Below are 17,623 nucleotides of genomic sequence, written 5' to 3' on the forward strand. Positions count from 1 at the left end.
CGATACAGGATTCGATACTTTTACTGGAACTGATTTGACAGAAGCACAAAATAAGGAGGTAGATGAAGATAATTCAGCTACATTGGTTAATCAGGTGAAAAGCATAAACCAAAAAACAGATAACGTTGAACCTGTTGTGAAAAAAGAAAGCAAAGGGAAAACTGTGCGACGAATAGGCCGCATCGTTACAGTGCTCCTTTTATTGGTTGTTGCCTTTTTGCTCTACAATGAACTGATTCGAAAAGGTAATCTGGAAAGAAGCAGCTGGGATGCTGCCATGAAGGCAAACAGCGTGTCAGCTTACCTGCAATATATTGAGAAATACCCGGACGGTCTGCATTTTGCGGATGCACAGGCAGCGCTGATGCGGCTGAAAGCAGAGGAAGCAGCACGATGGGAACTGTTGAAAAAGAGTGACCGGGTAACAGAACTGCGTGATTTCCTGGAATTAAATCCGGAAAGTTACTACACCCCATTGGTAAAACGACGACTCGATTCCCTTACCTGGATGGGTGCACTTCATTCCAATACCGTGGCAGCATATAACGATTACATGTTGATGGCAGAAAGCGGAGGGTTCAACGGTGATTACCTGGCTGAGGCGGAAACGCGTTACCGTCAACTCTTCCAGTCCTATCCGGTGGATCAGGCCACGTTAGACAGCATCCGTTCTGTTGTGAATGGGTTCACTTCCGCGCTCAGTTCACTCGATCACGCAAAACTGGAGCCATTGTTGGCTCCCCGCCTGCAACGATACTATTTCAGAGGTCCTCTTACCCGTGAGCGATTGTTGGGTGAGCTACTGGTCGATGCCGCAAAATCAACTGAGCCAGCCATTGCATATGTTGTGGACCTTGAAGGTGTGCAATATGAGAAAACCATGGAAGAAAACTATAGGGTCAATGTACCATTGCTAAAATCCTACAAGGGGGCGGGTATCGATGAACAATTGCCCGGCTACATCCTGCATCTGGAAATGAACCCTTCTTTTCAGATCAGCTCTGTCCATGAAACCAAACCCTATCCCGGAGCACCCTGAAGGTGTGCTGCGCTGAAGATTGATTTCCATATGGTAAACCAAAACAGGAACCGTTTGTTTACACAGTGACTATGCAGTTTCAACTAACATCAGAATACAGACCAACAGGTGATCAGCCAGAAGCCATCCGGTCACTGCTGGAAGGACTTCGCGACAAGGTACCCTATCAGACGCTGTTGGGTGTCACCGGTTCTGGCAAGACCTTCACCATCGCCAATGTGATCGCTCAGGTGAACAAGCCCACGCTGGTGCTGAGCCATAACAAGACGCTGGCGGCACAGCTCTACAGTGAGTTCAAGAGCTTCTTCCCCCACAATGCGGTGGAGTACTTCGTCTCCTACTACGATTACTACCAGCCGGAAGCTTACATCCCCACCACCGACACCTACATCGAGAAGGATCTCTCCATCAACGATGAAATAGAAAAACTACGTCTGGCGGCCACCTCCTCGCTGCTCTCGGGACGGAACGACGTGATCGTTGTCTCTTCGGTCTCCTGCCTGTATGGTATCGGCAATCCCGAGGACTTCAACAAAACCACCATCGAGGTCACCGTAGGGCAGACTCTCGAGAGGGATCATTTTCTGCGTTTACTGGTCAACAGCCTCTACTCGCGCAACGAGACAGCCGATTATAACCGGGGAAACTTCCGGGTGAAAGGGGATACGGTGGATGTCTTCCTGGCCTATCACGATTACATCATACGCGTCATCTTCTGGGGAGATGAGATCGAGAGCATCGAGTCGGTAGACCCACTTACAGGCGTCACCATGGAGCGGCTGGACAACTACCGCATCTTTCCGGCCAACCTCTTCGTTACTACGCAGGAGCGGATCAACCGTGCCGTAGATGAGATACATCTCGATCTGGGCAAGCAAGTGGATTTTTTTCAGGAGATAGGCAAGCCCTACGAGGCCAAAAGGTTGTATGAGCGGGTGACATACGATCTGGAGATGATCAAGGAGATCGGTTACTGCTCGGGCATTGAGAACTACTCACGTTATTTCGACGGACGGGAGCCCGGCACGCGCCCTTTTTGCCTGTTGGATTTCTTTCCGGAAGATTATCTCACCGTGATCGACGAGAGCCATGTCACCATCCCCCAGATACGTGCCATGTATGGCGGCGACAACTCACGCAAGAAGAACCTAGTGGAGTATGGTTTCCGTTTGCCGGCAGCCATCGACAATCGCCCACTCCGCTTCGAGGAGTTTGAGGAGTTGACACCGGAGATCATCTTCGTCAGTGCCACGCCTGCCGACTACGAGCTGGAGAAGTCGGAGGGAATCGTGGTGGATCAGCTGATACGACCTACCGGTCTGCTTGATCCGCCCATCGATGTACGTCCGAGCCTCAACCAGATCGACGACCTGATGGAAGAGATTCAACTGCGTGTAGAGAAGGATGAACGAGTGCTGGTCACCACCCTCACCAAACGGATGGCGGAAGAGCTGACCGAGTACCTGGCGGGGAACAACATCCGATGTAACTACATTCATTCAGACGTGGAGACGCTCGAACGGGTGAAGATCATGGAGCAGCTGCGGGGTGGACTCTTCGATGTACTGATAGGTGTCAACTTGTTGCGCGAGGGACTGGACTTGCCTGAGGTCTCACTGGTGGCGGTGCTCGATGCCGACAAGGAGGGGTTCCTCCGCTCTCACCGCTCCCTGACACAGACCGCCGGCAGGGCAGCCCGTAACGTGAACGGCAGGGTGATCTTCTACGCCGACAAGATCACCGACAGCATGAGGAAGACTATCGATGAGACCAACCGGCGCCGTGAAAAGCAGATGAAATACAACGAGGAGCATGGCATCACTCCACGGCAAATCAAACGGGCCCTCTCCTCGGCATTGAGCAAGGAGATCACCGCGACAGCCGAAGCCAGGGCTTATGTGGAGCCGGACTACTCCTCCCTGGCTGCTGAACCGTTGGCAGAGATGGCAACCACCGGGGAGCTGAAAGCCAAGATCGAGCAGACCCGCAAGGCAATGTTGTCAGCCGCCAAGAAGTTGGAGTTCCTGGAAGCTTCTCAGCTGCGCGATCAGCTGGTGATGTTGGAAGAGAAACTGAAAATTGAACGCTGACTGCTTTAAACTTATTGCTTACAACATATAACGAAAACATATGAAATCAGACATTCAAATTGCAAGAGAGACACCGCTGAAAAAGATCAAAGATGTGGCAGAGAACGTGGGCATTCCACGCGAGGAGGTGATCAGCTTCGGCAGGCACATGGCCAAGGTACCGCTCAGCCTGATCGATCAGGAGCGGGTGAACCGGAGCAACTTGATCCTGGTCACCGCCATCACGCCCACCAAGGCGGGTATCGGCAAGACCACCGTCTCCATTGGACTGGCACTGGGACTGAATAAAATTGGCAAGAAAGCGATCGTGGCACTGCGTGAACCCTCTCTGGGACCTGTTTTTGGCATGAAAGGCGGTGCTGCCGGCGGCGGTTACGCTCAGGTGCTCCCCATGGAGAACATCAATCTCCACTTCACGGGCGACTTTCACGCTGTGACAACCGCACACAACACCATCTCGGCACTGCTCGACAACTATATCCTGCGGGTGCAGGGAACCGGCGATGAGATCAAGGATGTCCTCTGGAAAAGGGTGCTCGATGTGAACGACCGTAGCCTCCGCTATATCGTAACAGGGCTTGGTACCGGCAACGGAGTGCCCCAGGAGGCTGGATTCGACATCACCGCAGCCTCTGAACTGATGGCCATCCTCTGTCTGGCGGAAGATGAAGCCGACTTACGGCGGCGCATCGAGAATATCCTCCTCGGATATAAGCGCAATGGCAACCCATTCACGGTGAAAGACCTGGGTGTAGCCGGTGCCATCACCGTGCTGATGAAGGATGCCATCAATCCCAATCTGGTGCAAACCACCGAGAACACACCTGCCTTCGTGCATGGCGGTCCCTTTGCCAACATCGCCCATGGCTGTAACTCTGTGCTCGCCACCAAGATGGCGATGAGCTACGGTGATTATGTGATCACCGAGGCAGGCTTCGGTGCGGACCTTGGAGCTGAGAAGTTCTTCAACATCAAGTGCCGCAAAAGCGGTCTTCGCCCCAAGTTGACAGTGATCGTCGTCACCGCTCAGGGTCTTAAGATGCATGGCGGTACACCGGAGAAAAGCATCCGGGAACCGGATATGACGGGTATGAAAAAGGGGCTTGAGAACCTGGAGAAACATCTTAACAACCTGGCGACTTTTGGTCAGTCGGTGGTGGTGGCATTCAATAAATATGCCTTCGACACCCCTGATGAGATTGATGCGATTAAAACCTTCTGTGACGCACACGCGGTTCCCTTCGCGGTGAACGAAGCCTTTACGGATGGCGGAGAAGGTGCTGTTAATCTTGCTAATGCAGTGGTAGAAGCAGTGGAGGCTACTCCCTCCGGTGAGTTGCGGTTCACCTATACAGATGAGGATGACATCGAGACCAAACTGACCAAGGTTGCCATGCAGATCTATGGTGCGCGCGATGTGGTGTTGGGTGAGAAGGCACTGAAGATGCTGAAGCTGATAGAGGGCACCCCCCTGGCGAAGATGCCTGTCTGCATTGCCAAGACACAGTACTCATTCTCGGCCGACCCGAAGTGGTATGGTGTGGCGAAAGATTTCCGTTTCAAGATCAACGACCTGGTGATCAACCAGGGATCGGAGTTCATCGTGGCCATTGCCGGTGAAATGATGCGCATGCCCGGTCTGCCGGCCGACCCGCAGGCGACCCGCATCGATATCGTGAACGGTGAGATTGAAGGGTTGAGCTGATAATAACCGATATTTGCTCATCATCAGGATTCGAGTCGTAGCGATCAGACCCACATCAACTCGCTCATGATCCCGTCGGAGATGAAGATCCCCTCACGGGTGAAGATCAGTCTGTTGCTCTCATGGCGTACCAGACCCCTCTCCAGGAAAGGATCAACGTTTCTCATGCAATAGTCGAGCATCTCTTTACCAAATCGCTTTTCAAGTTCCGGCAGGTTGATGCCCCACATGGTGCGGAGACCGGTAAGGATGAACTCGTTGTATCGCTCCCCTGGGCTCAGCAGTTCCATCTCCCGCTCAAATTGGCCGCTCTCAGAGCCTTTGTTGTAGCGGTGGATGGAACGCACATTCCAGGAGCGGCTCTCCCCGTCGTAAGAGTGGGCGGAGGGTCCAAGACCGATGTATGGGACATCTTTCCAGTAGGAGCTGTTGTGTCGCGAAAACAAACCTTCCTTTCCGAAGGCGGAAATCTCATAGTGAATGAACCCGGCTGCGGTAAGTTGGTCGATCAGCATGGCGAACATCCGCGTGCTGGTCTCCTCCTGCACCGGGGTTATCCTTCCGGCCTGCAACAGACGGTACATGCGGGTACGTTCCTCGTAGATCAGGTGATAGGAGGAGATGTGTTGAATATTCAGCGTAAGTGCCTGCTCAAGGTTTCGTTGCCACACCGCGATGGTCTGGTCCGGCAGGCCGTAGATGAGATCAATGCTGATGTTGTTGATCCCCTGCTGCTGGCAGCGCTTTACCGCATCAATCGCCTCCTGAGCAGTATGACGGCGGCTGAGAAACTGTAGCTCCCCGTCGTCGAAGCTCTGGATGCCAATGCTGAGGCGGTTGAAGGGGAGGGCAGCCAGCATTGTTGTATATTCCTCCGTGAGATCGTCGGGATTGGCTTCTACGGTGATCTCTGCATCCGGCTCAATGGCATAGTGGTGGTAGAGGGTTTCGAAAATTCGTTCAAAGTGATGTCGCTGCAGGCGGGAGGGGGTGCCTCCTCCGAAGTAGATGGTGCCGATCGGTTCCTTCGTCTCCTCCCTGCGAACGGATGCTTCCACGCAAAGTGCCTCCACGAATGCATCGATGTATGACTCGTTTGTACCCATGTAGAAGTCGCAGTAGGTGCAGCGTGTCTTGCAAAATGGTATATGGAGATAGATGCCGGCCACTATTCGGTAAGCTGTTTGTAAGCCTTCAGGTATTTCCGGAGCCGCTCCAGATCCTTTTCCGTTACCTTCTCCCAGCGGCGGATATCCATGTTGTCTGTCAGGTCCAGAAGCTTCACCCGTGTGGCTAGTGCATTGGCCTGCACCCTGCGGATCGATTCCTCATAGGGTTCTCCCTCACGGCGGGTAAGCGCATCCACGGCTGCCACGATCTCCTGTGAGAAGCCTTCAGCAGTGAGTTGTTCCAGGGTCCATTCACTATCCTCCACCACGTCATGGAGCATCCCTGCAATCTTCTCCTGCAGGGTGTGGCCACCATTCATCACCCGGTAAGGATGCTCAATGTAGGGACGGCCGTTGTGGGTGTCGAACTGTCCCATGTGCGCGGTGAGGGCAATCTCTATGGCCCGATGCAGTTGTTCTTTCAGCGTCATTACTTTTGCAATATTTCTTTCACCAGTACTGGCTCATCGGTGGTGATAAAATCCACCTTCAGGTCGATCACTTTTTGGATATCCTCTGATCTGTTTACCGTCCACACATTCACTTTCTGACCCAGTTCATGCGCCTCCTTTACCCATTGAGGACGCTGGAACAAGACGTTGTAATTGTAATCAGGTCCTGATACCCCCATTGTGGAGAGCACTCCGGGTGACATATCCCCGTTCAGGTAATAGACCTTCGCTTGCGGATCGAGCTGCCGTAAGATGTTGAATGGGGTCTCTTCCACCCGTAGTTGTTTACCGTTCAGGATGACCGTGGCATCATGGTTCACCACCGGGACCCCGTCGGCGGAGATCCAGAGATCCACCTCAGAGCCGTAGACACCAATGGAGTCGGCTTTCATTAGTGCGGTGATTGAGTTTTGTGCCGATCCTTCGGTATTCCAGAAGCCGCGGTGGGCAATGATTTCCTGCGACGCTGCACTGTTTGTGTACAACAGGAAGAAAAGCAGCCACACCCATATGTTTTCTTTTTTCATTTTCATTTCAATTTTTGATTGAATCGATAAATTTAGTACAAATCCCTAAATCCTGCGGGAAAAAGATATGAAGAATCCTTAAATGCAGGCAATAAAAAAGATCGCTTTTATGGCGATCTTTTTTCCTTGATTGTTATAAACTATCTCCAAAGTCCTCCTTGAACTTGGCTATCAGTTTCTCAGGCCAGTCGCTCACCGGCTCCAGTCCTCCCATGAAGAAGCGGAGCACCGGTGGTTCATACACGAAGCGCAGGCCGCCGATCAATTTGCGGTTGTCGTAGAGCCATTTCATGCGGTCTTCCACATACTTTATCTGCGACAGGGTGAAGACACGCCGTGGCACCGCCAGGCGCACCAGCTCCATGTCGGCGTAGGTCTCGTTGCCATACTCATCCCGCTGGTTGGAGATAGAACCTCTTTCCATCCCACGGATACCCGAAATCAGGAAGAGTGCTGCTGCCAGTGCTCCCGCGGGATACTCCTTCTGCGGGATATGGTCGCACACCTGCATCGCATCCACGTGGGCACCCAGCACTCCTGCCGGCTTGATCATCGGTATGCCGTGTGCATCCAGTGCATTTACCAGGTAGGCGATGAAGCTGGGACTTTGGCTGATCATCGTCTCGTCGAGCGTCTCATAGAGTCCGACTGCCATTGCCTCGATCTCACGTACAGAGATCCCCCCGTAGGTGAGAAACCCTTCGAAGAGGGGTACCAGCGCCTCCAGCTCGCGGTAGATGTCGGGGTTGTCGGTGCAGATGCCGCCACCCCGTGAGGAGCTCAGCTTGCGGGCAGAGAAGTAGACGATGTCGGCCATGGCGGTCATGGTGCGCATCACCTCACCCATGTTGCTCTCTTTGAACTCCTCTTCGCGCTGCAGCACCAGGAAGGCGTTCTCACCGATCAGGCTGGCATCGAGCACCAGCCGGATGTTGTACTTGTCGGCGATGGCACGCACGTCGCGCAGGTTCTGGACTGAGAATGGTTGACCCCCAATCAGGTTGGTCGATGCCTCCATCCTGATGTAGGGGATGTTTTTGGCACCATGTATCTTGATGATCTCCTCCAGCTTCTCGATGTTCATATTGCCCTTGAAAGGGTGGGAAGAGTTGATCACGTATGCTTCGTCGTAGAGCAGCTCGGCGATCTTGCCGCCATACTGGGTGATGTGTGCCATGGCGGTGGTGAAGTGGTAGTTCATCGGTACCAGGTTGCCCTTGCGCACGTAGGCGTTGGCCAGGATGTTCTCCGCAGCCCTCCCCTGGTGTACCGGCAGGTAGAACTTCTTGCCCAACACATCCTCCACCGCTTTCTGGAGGCGGAAAAAGCTCTGAGATCCGGCGTAGGCATCATCCGCCTGCATCATCGCCGCCAGCTGGTTGTCGCTCATGGCGTTGGTGCCGCTGTCGGTGAGCATGTCCAGGAACACATCCATCGTATTCAGCCGGAAGGTATTGTAGCCTCCCTCCTGCAGGGCTTCTAGTCTTCTCTCGATGGGTACCAGGTGTAGCTTCTGCACCACCCGTACCTTGTGCAGTTCCAGGGGAATGTTCTCACCCTGATAAAATTTAATTTCGTTCATGATTGGTTCGGTAACTGTTGTCTGTTTGTGTTATAATTGAGGTATTGTTCTTATAATTTGCTGTTGTTTCAGGTATTATACCGATAAATGGAAATACAAAGGTGCAAATGTAGGGAAATTTATTATATTGACAAAGGTTTGGGTTTTTACTTTTTCCCATTTGAGCATGAATCGGTTGGTAGGGTTGTCGTTCGCATAACATGGGAAGCTCATCCTATATTCTAAGTTAATACCACCCTTATATCCACTCCCATAATAATTGGAGTGGATATAAGGGTGCAATAAGGGTGCAATAAGGCTAGAGCTTTTCAAAACCCTGTCTCGTCATGAAATAGCTTTCTCTAAATGTAAATTAAAAGCAGGGTTATGAACAAAAAAAGAGCAATCCGGGGAATTGATGACCGACCCTTTACATGCGATTAATGATATAAAATTGTTATTTGCCAAACTTGAATTTAAATTATTCACAAAGAGAGAAAGGCCCTTTGCGAAAAAACGCTATATTTGTGTGTTATAAAACTATCATTCATCAAAGACTCACAATTAAATTCAAACAAATCATGGAGAAACCCTATGTAATAGGCATTGATGTCGGCGGTACCAACACTGTTGTCGGCATTGTGGATAAAAGAGGTCAGATATTGAACAGCGGCAGCATCAAAACAGCCAAACATGCGGAGGTGGAGGACTATTTGGATGAACTGACCACGTTGATCAACGACCTGATCAGTCAGACCACTACAAAAGATCAGATCAAGGGGATCGGTGCCGGCACACCCAATGGTAACTATTTTACCGGCAGCATCGAGTTTGCACCCAACCTGAACTGGAAAGGGGTGATCCCATTCGCCCAGATGCTTGAAGAGAGTGTGGGTATCCCGGTAGCCCTTACCAACGATGCCAATGCGGCAGCCATCGGTGAGATGACTTACGGAGCTGCCCGGGGCATGAAAGATTTCATTGTGATCACCCTGGGTACAGGGGTGGGAAGCGGTATCGTGGTCAACGGGCAGTTGGTCTACGGTCACGATGGCTTTGCCGGCGAACTGGGTCATGTGATCATGCGGCGTCACAACGGACGTCTCTGTGGTTGTGGCAGAACTGGTTGCCTCGAGGCATATACCTCTGCTACCGGTGTGGCCCGTACAGCGCGCGAGTATCTGGAGTTGAAACCCGATGTCCAGACGAGACTGCGCAATATTCCCATGGATGACATCACCTCAAAGGATGTGTTTGATGCGGCGATGGCCGGTGATGAGATGGCGAAAGAGATTTTCCGTTTTACGGGTGAGATGCTCGGTGAGGCGTTTGCTGATTTCGTTGCTTTCTCCAGTCCCGAGGCAATCATCCTCTTCGGTGGTCTCTCCAAGGCAGGCGATCTGATCATGAACCCCATACGGGAAAGCATGGAGAAGAACCTGCTTGCCATCTTCAAGAACAAGGTGAAGCTGATGTTCTCCGATCTGAAGGAGAGCGATGCTGCCGTGCTGGGCGCCAGTGCGTTGGGCTGGGAGGTGAAATAAAGTAAAAACTGTTTCTCAGAAGAGGCAATTTTGGGGAATGTCACCACAGGTGACATTCCTTTTTTGGCAAAAACAAATCGGCATTGAACGGAAAAGACCAATAGATTTTATACCTTTGTACTCCTTTACCAATTAACGAGTCAAATAGAGAGTTGATGTCACAAAAAATACAAACAGCCCTCATATCCGTATATCACAAAGACGGTTTGGAGGAGATTCTTCAGGAACTAAACAATCTTCGCGTAAAATTTATCTCAACAGGTGGAACCCGCGAATTCATAGAGTCGTTGGGATACGAATGTGAAGGGGTGGAAGAGGTGAGTGGGTATCCTTCTATCCTGGGTGGGCGTGTGAAGACGCTGCATCCCAAGATCTTCGGCGGGATCCTTTACCGGCGCGAAAATGAAGCTGATAAGAAACAGGTGAAAGCCTACGACATTCCCTCCATCGACCTGGTCATCGTGGATCTTTATCCCTTTGAGCAGACAGTCGCCGCTGGGGGCAGCGAGGAGGAGATCATCGAGAAGATTGATATTGGGGGTATCTCTTTGATACGAGGGGCAGCCAAGAATCATAAGAACGTGCTGATCGTTCCTTCGCGAGAACAATACAAGCCATTGTACGACTTGCTCAAGGAAAAGCAGGGTGAGACCAGTGAAGAGGATCGGCGTTGGTTTGCCAAAGAGGCTTTCAAGGTCTCTTCCGGCTACGACGCAGCCATCTTCCGCTATTTTGATGGGGATGCAAACAGTGCATTACGGGTATCACACGACGAGGGGAAGCAGCTTCGTTATGGTGAAAACCCACATCAGAAAGGGATCTTTTATGGCGACTTCAACAAACTCTTTGATCAGATTCACGGCAAGGAGATCTCTTACAACAACCTACTCGACATCGATGCTGCCATCTCTCTGATTGCCGACTTCGATGAGACAGCACTCGCCATTCTTAAACACAACAACGCTTGTGGCATGGCTTGCCGTCCTACGGTCAAAGAGGCGTGGGAGGCAGCGCTGGCAGCCGATCCGGTCTCCGCTTTCGGGGGTATCGTTGTGACAAACAGAACCGTTGACAAGGTAGCCGCCGAAGCCATCAACACCATCTTCTTCGAGGTGATCATTGCTCCGTCGTACGATAAAGAGGCTCTCGATATTTTGTTTCAGAAGAAAAATCGTATAATTTTGGTGCTAAAATCGGCTGAAAAAGCTTTGCAGCCAATGCTATACCGCTCGGTGCTCAACGGCATGCTGGTACAGGATAGAAATGCGAGCATTCAAAGTGCCGCTGATCTTAAGGTCGTGACCGATAAGGCACCTACTGCATCCGAGACTGAAGACCTGCTCTTTGCCAACATACTGGTGAAGCACACTAAGTCCAACGCCATTGTCCTGGCCAAAAACAAACAACTCATCGCCAGTGGTTCAGGACAAACATCGAGAGTGGATGCACTTAACCAGGCCATAGAGAAAGCCGGGAACTTTAAGTTCGATCTCCATGGAGCGGTGATGGCCAGTGATGCCTTCTTCCCGTTTGCCGATTCTGTGCAGATTGCCCATGAGGCCGGGATCACTGCCGTGATACAACCGGGGGGATCGATTCGTGATGCTGAATCGGTCGATTATTGCAACCAAAACGGTGTGGCGATGGTGACCACCGGTGTGAGACATTTTAAACATTAACACAAAAGCTGAGAGCTGAGAGCTGAAAGCTGTAAACTACAAATATTATGGGTTTATTTTCATTTACGCAGGAGCTGGCCATGGACCTTGGTACCGCCAATTCCGTGATTGTGAACAATGCCGGAAAAATTCTCCTGGATGAACCATCGATCGTGGCACTGGATCGCAAAACCGACAAGATGATCGCACTGGGGGAGAAAGCCAGGCAGATGCATGGCAAGACCCACGAGAATATACGCACCGTAAGGCCCCTGAGAGACGGGGTAATTGCCGACTTCAACGCGGCAGAGCAGATGATCCGTGGGATGATCAAGATGGCCAACAAGAACAAGGGGGGGCTTTTCTCTCCATCCCTGCGCGTGGTGATTTGTATCCCTTCCGGCAGTACCGAAGTGGAGATTCGTGCCGTACGCGACTCTGCAGAACATGCCGGCGGACGTGATGTATACATGATCTTTGAACCGATGGCGGCTGCTCTGGGAATCGGCCTCGACGTGGAGGCTCCCGAGGGTAACATGATTGTTGACATAGGTGGTGGCACCACCGAGATCGCCGTGATCTCGCTGGGCGGCATCGTCTCGAACAAGTCGATCAAGATCGCCGGCGATGACTTTACGGAGGATATTCAGGATTACATGGGTCGTCAGCACAACATCAAAGTGGGAGATCGTACCGCTGAGCAAATCAAGATCAACGTGGGATCGGTGCTTACCGAGCTGGAAAATCCACCCGAAGATTTCGTGGTGCATGGTCCCAATCGAATGACCTCACTGCCCATGGATGTGCCGGTCTCTTACCAGGAGATTGCGCACTGCATAGAGAAATCGGTGTCGAAGGTCGATTCAGCAGTACTGAGTGCCCTTGAGCAGACTCCTCCTGAGCTTTATGCCGACATCGTGCGCAACGGTATCTACCTGACCGGCGGCGGAGCCTTGCTAAGAGGTCTCGACAAACGTCTCACCGAGAAGATTGGAATACCGTTTCGCGTGGTTGATGATCCCCTTCACATGGTGGCCAAGGGAACAAGTATTGCACTGAGGAACATAGATAAATTCACCTTTCTGATGAGATAGGATTCATATTGGCTGCTTTGCAAAAGGGCTTATCTGAAGTAGGATTGTATGCGTAATCTGTTCAATTTCATCATAAGAAATAGTCATTGGCTGCTTGCAATACTCCTGGTTGCATTCAGTTTTTACCTTTTGTTTGCGCATAACCCCTATCAGAGAAGCGTTTATCTCACATCTGCAAATCGCGTATCGGGATGGCTCTATGCTGCTTCTGGCAACGTCTCCTCTTTTTTTCTGTTGAAGAAAAACAACCGGGAATTGATGGAGCGAAACGCTCTCCTGGAAGAAGAGTTACAGAAATGGAGAGAAAATGCAGAAACATTTACGGGTAATGATTCTCTTTCTGCAAAGGCTTTTGTGGTTGACTCCTCCCACATGCTGCCTCAATTTACCTTTATCCCTGCGGAGGTAGTCAACCTCAGTTTCTCAGGTGTTAACAACTTCATCACCATCAACAAGGGGAGCAAACAGGGGATTAAACCCGATATGGGGGTGATCTCCCACCGGGGTGTGGTAGGTGTGGTTTCAAATGTCTCAGCCAATTTTGCGGTGGTGATCCCTGTCATCAATCCCAAGTTCAGGCTGAGTGCCCGTCTCAAGCATTCGGAGAACAACGGTTCCCTCTCATGGAGTGGCAGGAACATACGTGAAGCAGAGGTCCAGGAACTCCCGAGGCATGAAATTTACAGTATGGGTGATACCGTGATCACCAGTTACTCACGAATCTTTCCCAAAAACCTCATCATCGGCACTGTAAGTGACCTGGGTAAATCGGCTGATGACAATTTTATCACGGTCAATCTGGAGCTGGCAACCGATTTTTACACGTTGCAGGATGTCTTGGTCATCGACGACAGCTATTATGAAGAGCAGAAGGTACTCGAAGAATTAATGGAACGATGAAAATCAGTTATATACGTGAATTGTTGTTGTTTCTGATGTTGGTTCTCCTGCAGGTGTTACTGTTGAGCAGGATCAACCTCTTTGGCATGGCTACACCCGTGATATACGGTTATTTTCTCCTGAAATTGCCTGTGGGCAGGAATCAATTTTATGTGATCATCTCCGCTTTTCTTATGGGGCTAATCATTGATATCTTTCTCAATACCCTCGGCATGAACGCTGCTGCCATCACGTTGGTGGCAATGTTTCGCAAATCATTGATGGGGCTGTTTTTTGAGAAGGATGAGTTTGAGGGGTTCGTTCCGGGGATGAACAGTGCACCTGCTCCTTTTGTCCGGTTTACCATCTTCACGATTTTCATCCATGTTACCCTGTTGTTTTTCATCGAATCATTCACGCTGTTCAACCTGGTCAACACGCTCCTGCGGATCATCATATCCGGGGTTAGTTCCATCCTTCTCATCATTGCCATTGACAAGCTAATCTATAGGAGAAAAAACAGTGAACAGTCGTAACACGCTTGCCAACAGAAAAAAAGTGATTGCTGTTGCCGCAGTGATCATTGCGCTGATCTATCTTGTGCAGCTCTTTCACCTGCAGCTCCTGAGCCCGGAGTATCGTGAGTACGCTGACAGCAATGCTTTTCTGCGAAGAACGCTCTATCCTGCCAGGGGAGCTATTTACGATCGTGATGGGAGCCTGCTTGTATACAATCGTCCTACATATGATGTGATGATGGTGGTGCGCGAGATGGATCAGTTCGACACCCTTGACTTTTGTCGTACACTTAACATAGACATTGAGCAGTTCAAGCAACTCGATGCCGATATGAGAGACCGTCGCAGGAATCCCGGTTATTCATCCTACACCCCTCAACTGTTTCTCTCACAGCTGAACGTGAAAGAGTATGGGTTGTTGCAGGAGAAACTTTACAAGTTTCCGGGCATCTACATACAGAGTCGTACCGAGAGACAGTACAACTATTCCGGCATGGGGCTCATACTGGGATATGTTGCCGAAGTGGACAAGAACAGGATGGCTGCCGATCCCTACTATGCGAGAGGTGATTATGTGGGTAAATCCGGTATTGAGCTCTCACACGAAGAGGATCTGCGCGGAGTGAAAGGAGTGGAGGTATTGCTGCGCGATGCTCATGGCCGGGTTCAGGGACGCTACGAAGAGGGGCGGCACGATAAGGCCCCGCTGTCGGGGAGTGACCTGACCTTAAGCATCGATGTTGACCTGCAGGCCTATGGTGAGCAGTTGATGCACAACAAGGTGGGCAGTATCGTGATGATTGAACCGAAAACAGGTGAGATACTTTGTATGATATCTGCTCCCACCTACGATCCCGCCATGCTCACCGGAAAGGAGTTCGGGGCGAACTATCTTTCACTGGAGAATAACCCCTACAAGCCACTGATCAACAGGGCTATCGCCGGCACTTATCCCCCTGGTTCCACCTTCAAGCCTGCACAGGGACTTGTCTTCCTTCAGGAAGATATCATCAATCCGGAGAGCCGTTACTCCTGTTTTGGGGGGTATCCACCCCTGGGTGGACGTCCTGCTTGTCACGGACATGCCTCCCCGCTTGCCATACAGTATGCACTGGCTACCTCCTGCAACTCCTTTTTCTGTTACGGTTTAAGTGGGATGCTAAGCAACAGGAGCAAGTACAGCAGCATCGGTGAGGCTTTTGACATCTGGAAGGACCACATGGTGAGGATGGGATTTGGCTATCCATTGGGGGTCGATCTTCCTTCCGAGAAAAGGGGATTTATACCCAATAGTAAATTTTATTCGAACGTATTCAAAACCGACCGGTGGAATGCGCACAACATCATCTCCATAGCTATTGGCCAGGGAGAGATTCTGACAACACCCCTGCAGATAGCCAATCTGGGAGCTCTCATTGCAAACAGGGGTTATTTTTATACACCCCATGTGGTGAAGGAGATCAAAGGGAAGGAGCTGGATGAAGCTTATACCACCCGTCATGAGTCAGGCATCAGCAAAGCTCATTTTGAGCTCACCGTAGCCGGTATGGCCGATGCGGTGACCGTCGGCACTTGTCGCGGCATCAACCTGGAACCTTTTTTCGAGGTTTGTGGCAAAACCGGAACAGCAGAGAACCCGCACGGTGATGACCATTCCCTCTTCATGGGTTTTGCTCCGAAAGATGATCCACAGGTGGCGATTGCAGTTGTGGTGGAGAATGGTCGTTTCGGTGCTACCAATGCGGTACCGATTGCGCGGCTGATGATGCAGCAATATCTACGGGGTGAGATACCGGAGAGTGATCGCTGGTTGGAACAATCGGTGATCAACCGGGAGATCCTGCCCTACGTCTATACGCGTAACCTGCCGACAAGGCAGAACGAGACCAGTAATCAAGAAGTTGAATGATGATCTATCAAGGCAGTAGCGATCGGGTGGAGAAAGGTAAAATTGATTGGATGACAATCAGTTTCTATTTTCTTTTTGTGTTGTTGGGATGGCTTAACATCTACGCTGCCAGCTTCGATCTGGAGAATGCCACCGGCCTGTTCGACCTCTCGGGGAGAGCCGGCTCCCAGCTGGTCTGGATTGGCACTTCCCTCTTACTGGCATTTGCGCTTCTCAAGATTGATGTCCGCTTTTACGAGACCTATGCCCTTCTCTTTTATCTGATCGGTATTGCCTTGTTGCTCATCACCCTGGTGGTAGCCAAGGAGATCAACGGTTCACGCTCATGGCTGATCATTGGTCCTGTGCGACTCCAACCGGCCGAGTTCATGAAGTTCCTCATCGCCCTTTCACTTGCCAAGGTATTTAACGCCTATGGTTTTCGTCTCATGGAGCGACGTAACCTCTTCCTGGTTTCGGCCATCATCCTGCTGCCGGTACTGTTGGTTATTGCGCAGAGCGAAACAGGCACGGCACTGGTCTACCTCAGCTTGATCCTGGTTCTCTACCGTGAGGGACTCCCCGGAGGCTTTCTCTTTATGGGGATAGCTGCTATCATTTATTTCGTGCTGGGAATCAAGTTTTCAGACACCAATGTAGGTATCATCTCACTGGGTGAATTCATTACCCTTCTGCTAATTGTGATTTTTAGTGCTTCCATGATCCGTAATTATCTCAAGCGACTGAGACCCTTTTTGGTGATGCTTCTCTTGGTTGCAGCCATCTTTCTTGCTGCTTACATCCTCACCCTTTTCGGGATTTCAATCGACTGGGGAGTGACTGCCCTGGCAGCATTCTCTGTAGCAGCCCTCTTTTTGATTTATCTCTTTTTCAGATACAGACAACGGAGCTATCTCTACATTCTGCTTTTCATGATAGGCTCATTTCTGTTTCTTGAATCGGTGGAATATGTTTTCAACGATGTACTGCAACCACACCAACAGATGCGTATCAAGGTGACGCTTGGCATGGAACAGGATTTGAGTGGTGCCGGTTATCACGTGGGACAGTCCAAAATTGCCATCGGTTCTGGTGGATTGACCGGAAAAGGATTTCTCAATGGTACCCAGACCAAGCTTAAATATGTACCGGAGCAGGATACTGATTTCATCTTTTGTACCATCGGTGAAGAACATGGATTTATTGGCTCAGCCATCATCCTGATGCTGTTTGTGGTCTTCATACTGCGATTGCTTCATCTGGCTGAACGACAGACCTCTGTTTTCGGACGGGTATACGGCTATTCAGTTACGAGCATCTTCCTCTTTCACCTTGTCATCAACGTGGGGATGGTGATTGGCATCATGCCGGTGATCGGCATACCCCTTCCTTTCTTCAGCTATGGTGGATCTTCACTATGGGGATTCACCATCCTGCTTTTTATCCTGCTGCGCATCGACAAGTCGCGCAACAGGAATTGAAAAAACTCTCTCAATCTT

14 protein-coding genes are annotated in these 17,623 nt (G+C 50.8%); 10 read left to right on the forward strand and 4 right to left on the reverse strand.

Going from position 1 to position 17,623, the window contains the following annotated elements; translation table 11 throughout:
• The first annotated feature begins 163 nt into the window (after positions 1 to 163).
• From JS578_11605 to JS578_11615, 3 genes are all read left to right on the forward strand, one after another.
• Positions 164 to 1,039, forward strand: a complete 876-nt coding sequence (locus tag JS578_11605) for a hypothetical protein (GenBank protein QRX63488.1) — start codon at positions 164 to 166, stop codon at positions 1,037 to 1,039.
• Between the two features lie 71 nt (positions 1,040 to 1,110).
• Positions 1,111 to 3,129 (forward strand): excinuclease ABC subunit UvrB, encoded by a 2,019-nt coding sequence (gene uvrB / locus JS578_11610; GenBank protein QRX63489.1) that lies wholly within the window; start codon positions 1,111 to 1,113, stop codon positions 3,127 to 3,129.
• A gap of 40 nt (positions 3,130 to 3,169) precedes the next feature.
• Positions 3,170 to 4,834: a formate--tetrahydrofolate ligase gene (locus tag JS578_11615; protein QRX63490.1), complete on the forward strand. Its 1,665-nt coding sequence runs from the start codon at positions 3,170 to 3,172 to the stop codon at positions 4,832 to 4,834.
• Positions 4,835 to 4,878: 44 nt separating this feature from the next.
• On the opposite strand, the gene hemW is transcribed toward JS578_11615, so the two are convergent.
• From hemW to JS578_11635, 4 genes are all read right to left on the reverse strand, one after another.
• The gene (hemW, locus tag JS578_11620; GenBank protein ID QRX63491.1) at positions 4,879 to 6,003 is read right to left on the reverse strand and encodes a radical SAM family heme chaperone HemW; all 1,125 of its coding nucleotides are present in this window, start codon (positions 6,001 to 6,003) and stop codon (positions 4,879 to 4,881) included.
• Positions 6,003 to 6,434: an HD domain-containing protein gene (locus JS578_11625; protein ID QRX63492.1), complete on the reverse strand. Its 432-nt coding sequence runs from the start codon at positions 6,432 to 6,434 to the stop codon at positions 6,003 to 6,005. Before JS578_11625 ends, hemW begins: the two co-directional genes overlap by 1 nt.
• On the reverse strand, positions 6,434 to 6,988 hold the full coding sequence (locus JS578_11630) for a hypothetical protein (GenBank protein ID QRX63493.1): 555 nt from the start codon (positions 6,986 to 6,988) through the stop codon (positions 6,434 to 6,436). Before JS578_11630 ends, JS578_11625 begins: the two co-directional genes overlap by 1 nt.
• A gap of 127 nt (positions 6,989 to 7,115) precedes the next feature.
• The gene (locus tag JS578_11635) at positions 7,116 to 8,564 is read right to left on the reverse strand and encodes a tryptophanase (protein ID QRX63494.1); all 1,449 of its coding nucleotides are present in this window, start codon (positions 8,562 to 8,564) and stop codon (positions 7,116 to 7,118) included.
• A 560-nt stretch (positions 8,565 to 9,124) separates the two neighbouring features.
• Between JS578_11635 and JS578_11640 the strand changes: the two genes are divergently transcribed.
• From JS578_11640 to JS578_11670, 7 genes are all read left to right on the forward strand, one after another.
• The gene (locus JS578_11640) at positions 9,125 to 10,087 is read left to right on the forward strand and encodes an ROK family protein (protein ID QRX63495.1); all 963 of its coding nucleotides are present in this window, start codon (positions 9,125 to 9,127) and stop codon (positions 10,085 to 10,087) included.
• 155 nt (positions 10,088 to 10,242) lie between these two features.
• Positions 10,243 to 11,766 carry a bifunctional phosphoribosylaminoimidazolecarboxamide formyltransferase/IMP cyclohydrolase gene (purH, locus tag JS578_11645; protein ID QRX63496.1) on the forward strand — a complete coding sequence of 508 codons (1,524 nt, stop codon included), beginning with the start codon at positions 10,243 to 10,245 and terminating at the stop codon, positions 11,764 to 11,766.
• Between the two features lie 47 nt (positions 11,767 to 11,813).
• Complete coding sequence (locus JS578_11650; protein ID QRX63497.1) at positions 11,814 to 12,839, forward strand: rod shape-determining protein; 1,026 nt, start codon at positions 11,814 to 11,816, stop codon at positions 12,837 to 12,839.
• A gap of 48 nt (positions 12,840 to 12,887) precedes the next feature.
• A complete protein-coding gene (gene mreC / locus JS578_11655; protein ID QRX63498.1) occupies positions 12,888 to 13,739 on the forward strand; it encodes a rod shape-determining protein MreC in 852 nt (283 codons plus the stop codon).
• Positions 13,736 to 14,254: a rod shape-determining protein MreD gene (gene mreD / locus JS578_11660; GenBank protein ID QRX63499.1), complete on the forward strand. Its 519-nt coding sequence runs from the start codon at positions 13,736 to 13,738 to the stop codon at positions 14,252 to 14,254. The genes mreC and mreD overlap by 4 nt, the downstream gene beginning before the upstream one ends.
• Positions 14,241 to 16,145 carry a penicillin-binding protein 2 gene (locus JS578_11665; GenBank protein ID QRX63500.1) on the forward strand — a complete coding sequence of 635 codons (1,905 nt, stop codon included), beginning with the start codon at positions 14,241 to 14,243 and terminating at the stop codon, positions 16,143 to 16,145. The genes mreD and JS578_11665 overlap by 14 nt, the downstream gene beginning before the upstream one ends.
• Positions 16,145 to 17,605, forward strand: coding sequence for a rod shape-determining protein RodA (locus JS578_11670; protein QRX65009.1), 1,461 nt, complete (start codon positions 16,145 to 16,147; stop codon positions 17,603 to 17,605). Before JS578_11665 ends, JS578_11670 begins: the two co-directional genes overlap by 1 nt.
• The last annotated feature ends 18 nt before the right edge of the window (positions 17,606 to 17,623 follow it).

This window comes from Dysgonomonadaceae bacterium zrk40 (genome assembly GCA_016916535.1).
Taxonomy (GTDB): domain Bacteria; phylum Bacteroidota; class Bacteroidia; order Bacteroidales; family Dysgonomonadaceae; genus Proteiniphilum.

Bases quoted from the DNA above. Each gene is read 5' to 3' on its own strand.
- JS578_11635 (QRX63494.1), bottom strand. From the start codon at position 8,564: ATGAACGAAATTAAATTTTATCAGGGTGAGAACATTCCCCTGGAACTG.
- JS578_11640 (QRX63495.1), top strand. From the start codon at position 9,125: ATGGAGAAACCCTATGTAATAGGCATTGATGTCGGCGGTACCAACACT.
- JS578_11615 (QRX63490.1), top strand. From the start codon at position 3,170: ATGAAATCAGACATTCAAATTGCAAGAGAGACACCGCTGAAAAAGATC.
- uvrB (QRX63489.1), top strand. From the start codon at position 1,111: ATGCAGTTTCAACTAACATCAGAATACAGACCAACAGGTGATCAGCCA.
- mreD (QRX63499.1), top strand. From the start codon at position 13,736: ATGAAAATCAGTTATATACGTGAATTGTTGTTGTTTCTGATGTTGGTT.
- purH (QRX63496.1), top strand. From the start codon at position 10,243: ATGTCACAAAAAATACAAACAGCCCTCATATCCGTATATCACAAAGAC.
- JS578_11625 (QRX63492.1), bottom strand. From the start codon at position 6,434: ATGACGCTGAAAGAACAACTGCATCGGGCCATAGAGATTGCCCTCACC.
- JS578_11650 (QRX63497.1), top strand. From the start codon at position 11,814: ATGGGTTTATTTTCATTTACGCAGGAGCTGGCCATGGACCTTGGTACC.
- JS578_11670 (QRX65009.1), top strand. From the start codon at position 16,145: ATGATCTATCAAGGCAGTAGCGATCGGGTGGAGAAAGGTAAAATTGAT.
- JS578_11630 (QRX63493.1), bottom strand. From the start codon at position 6,988: ATGAAAATGAAAAAAGAAAACATATGGGTGTGGCTGCTTTTCTTCCTG.
- mreC (QRX63498.1), top strand. From the start codon at position 12,888: ATGCGTAATCTGTTCAATTTCATCATAAGAAATAGTCATTGGCTGCTT.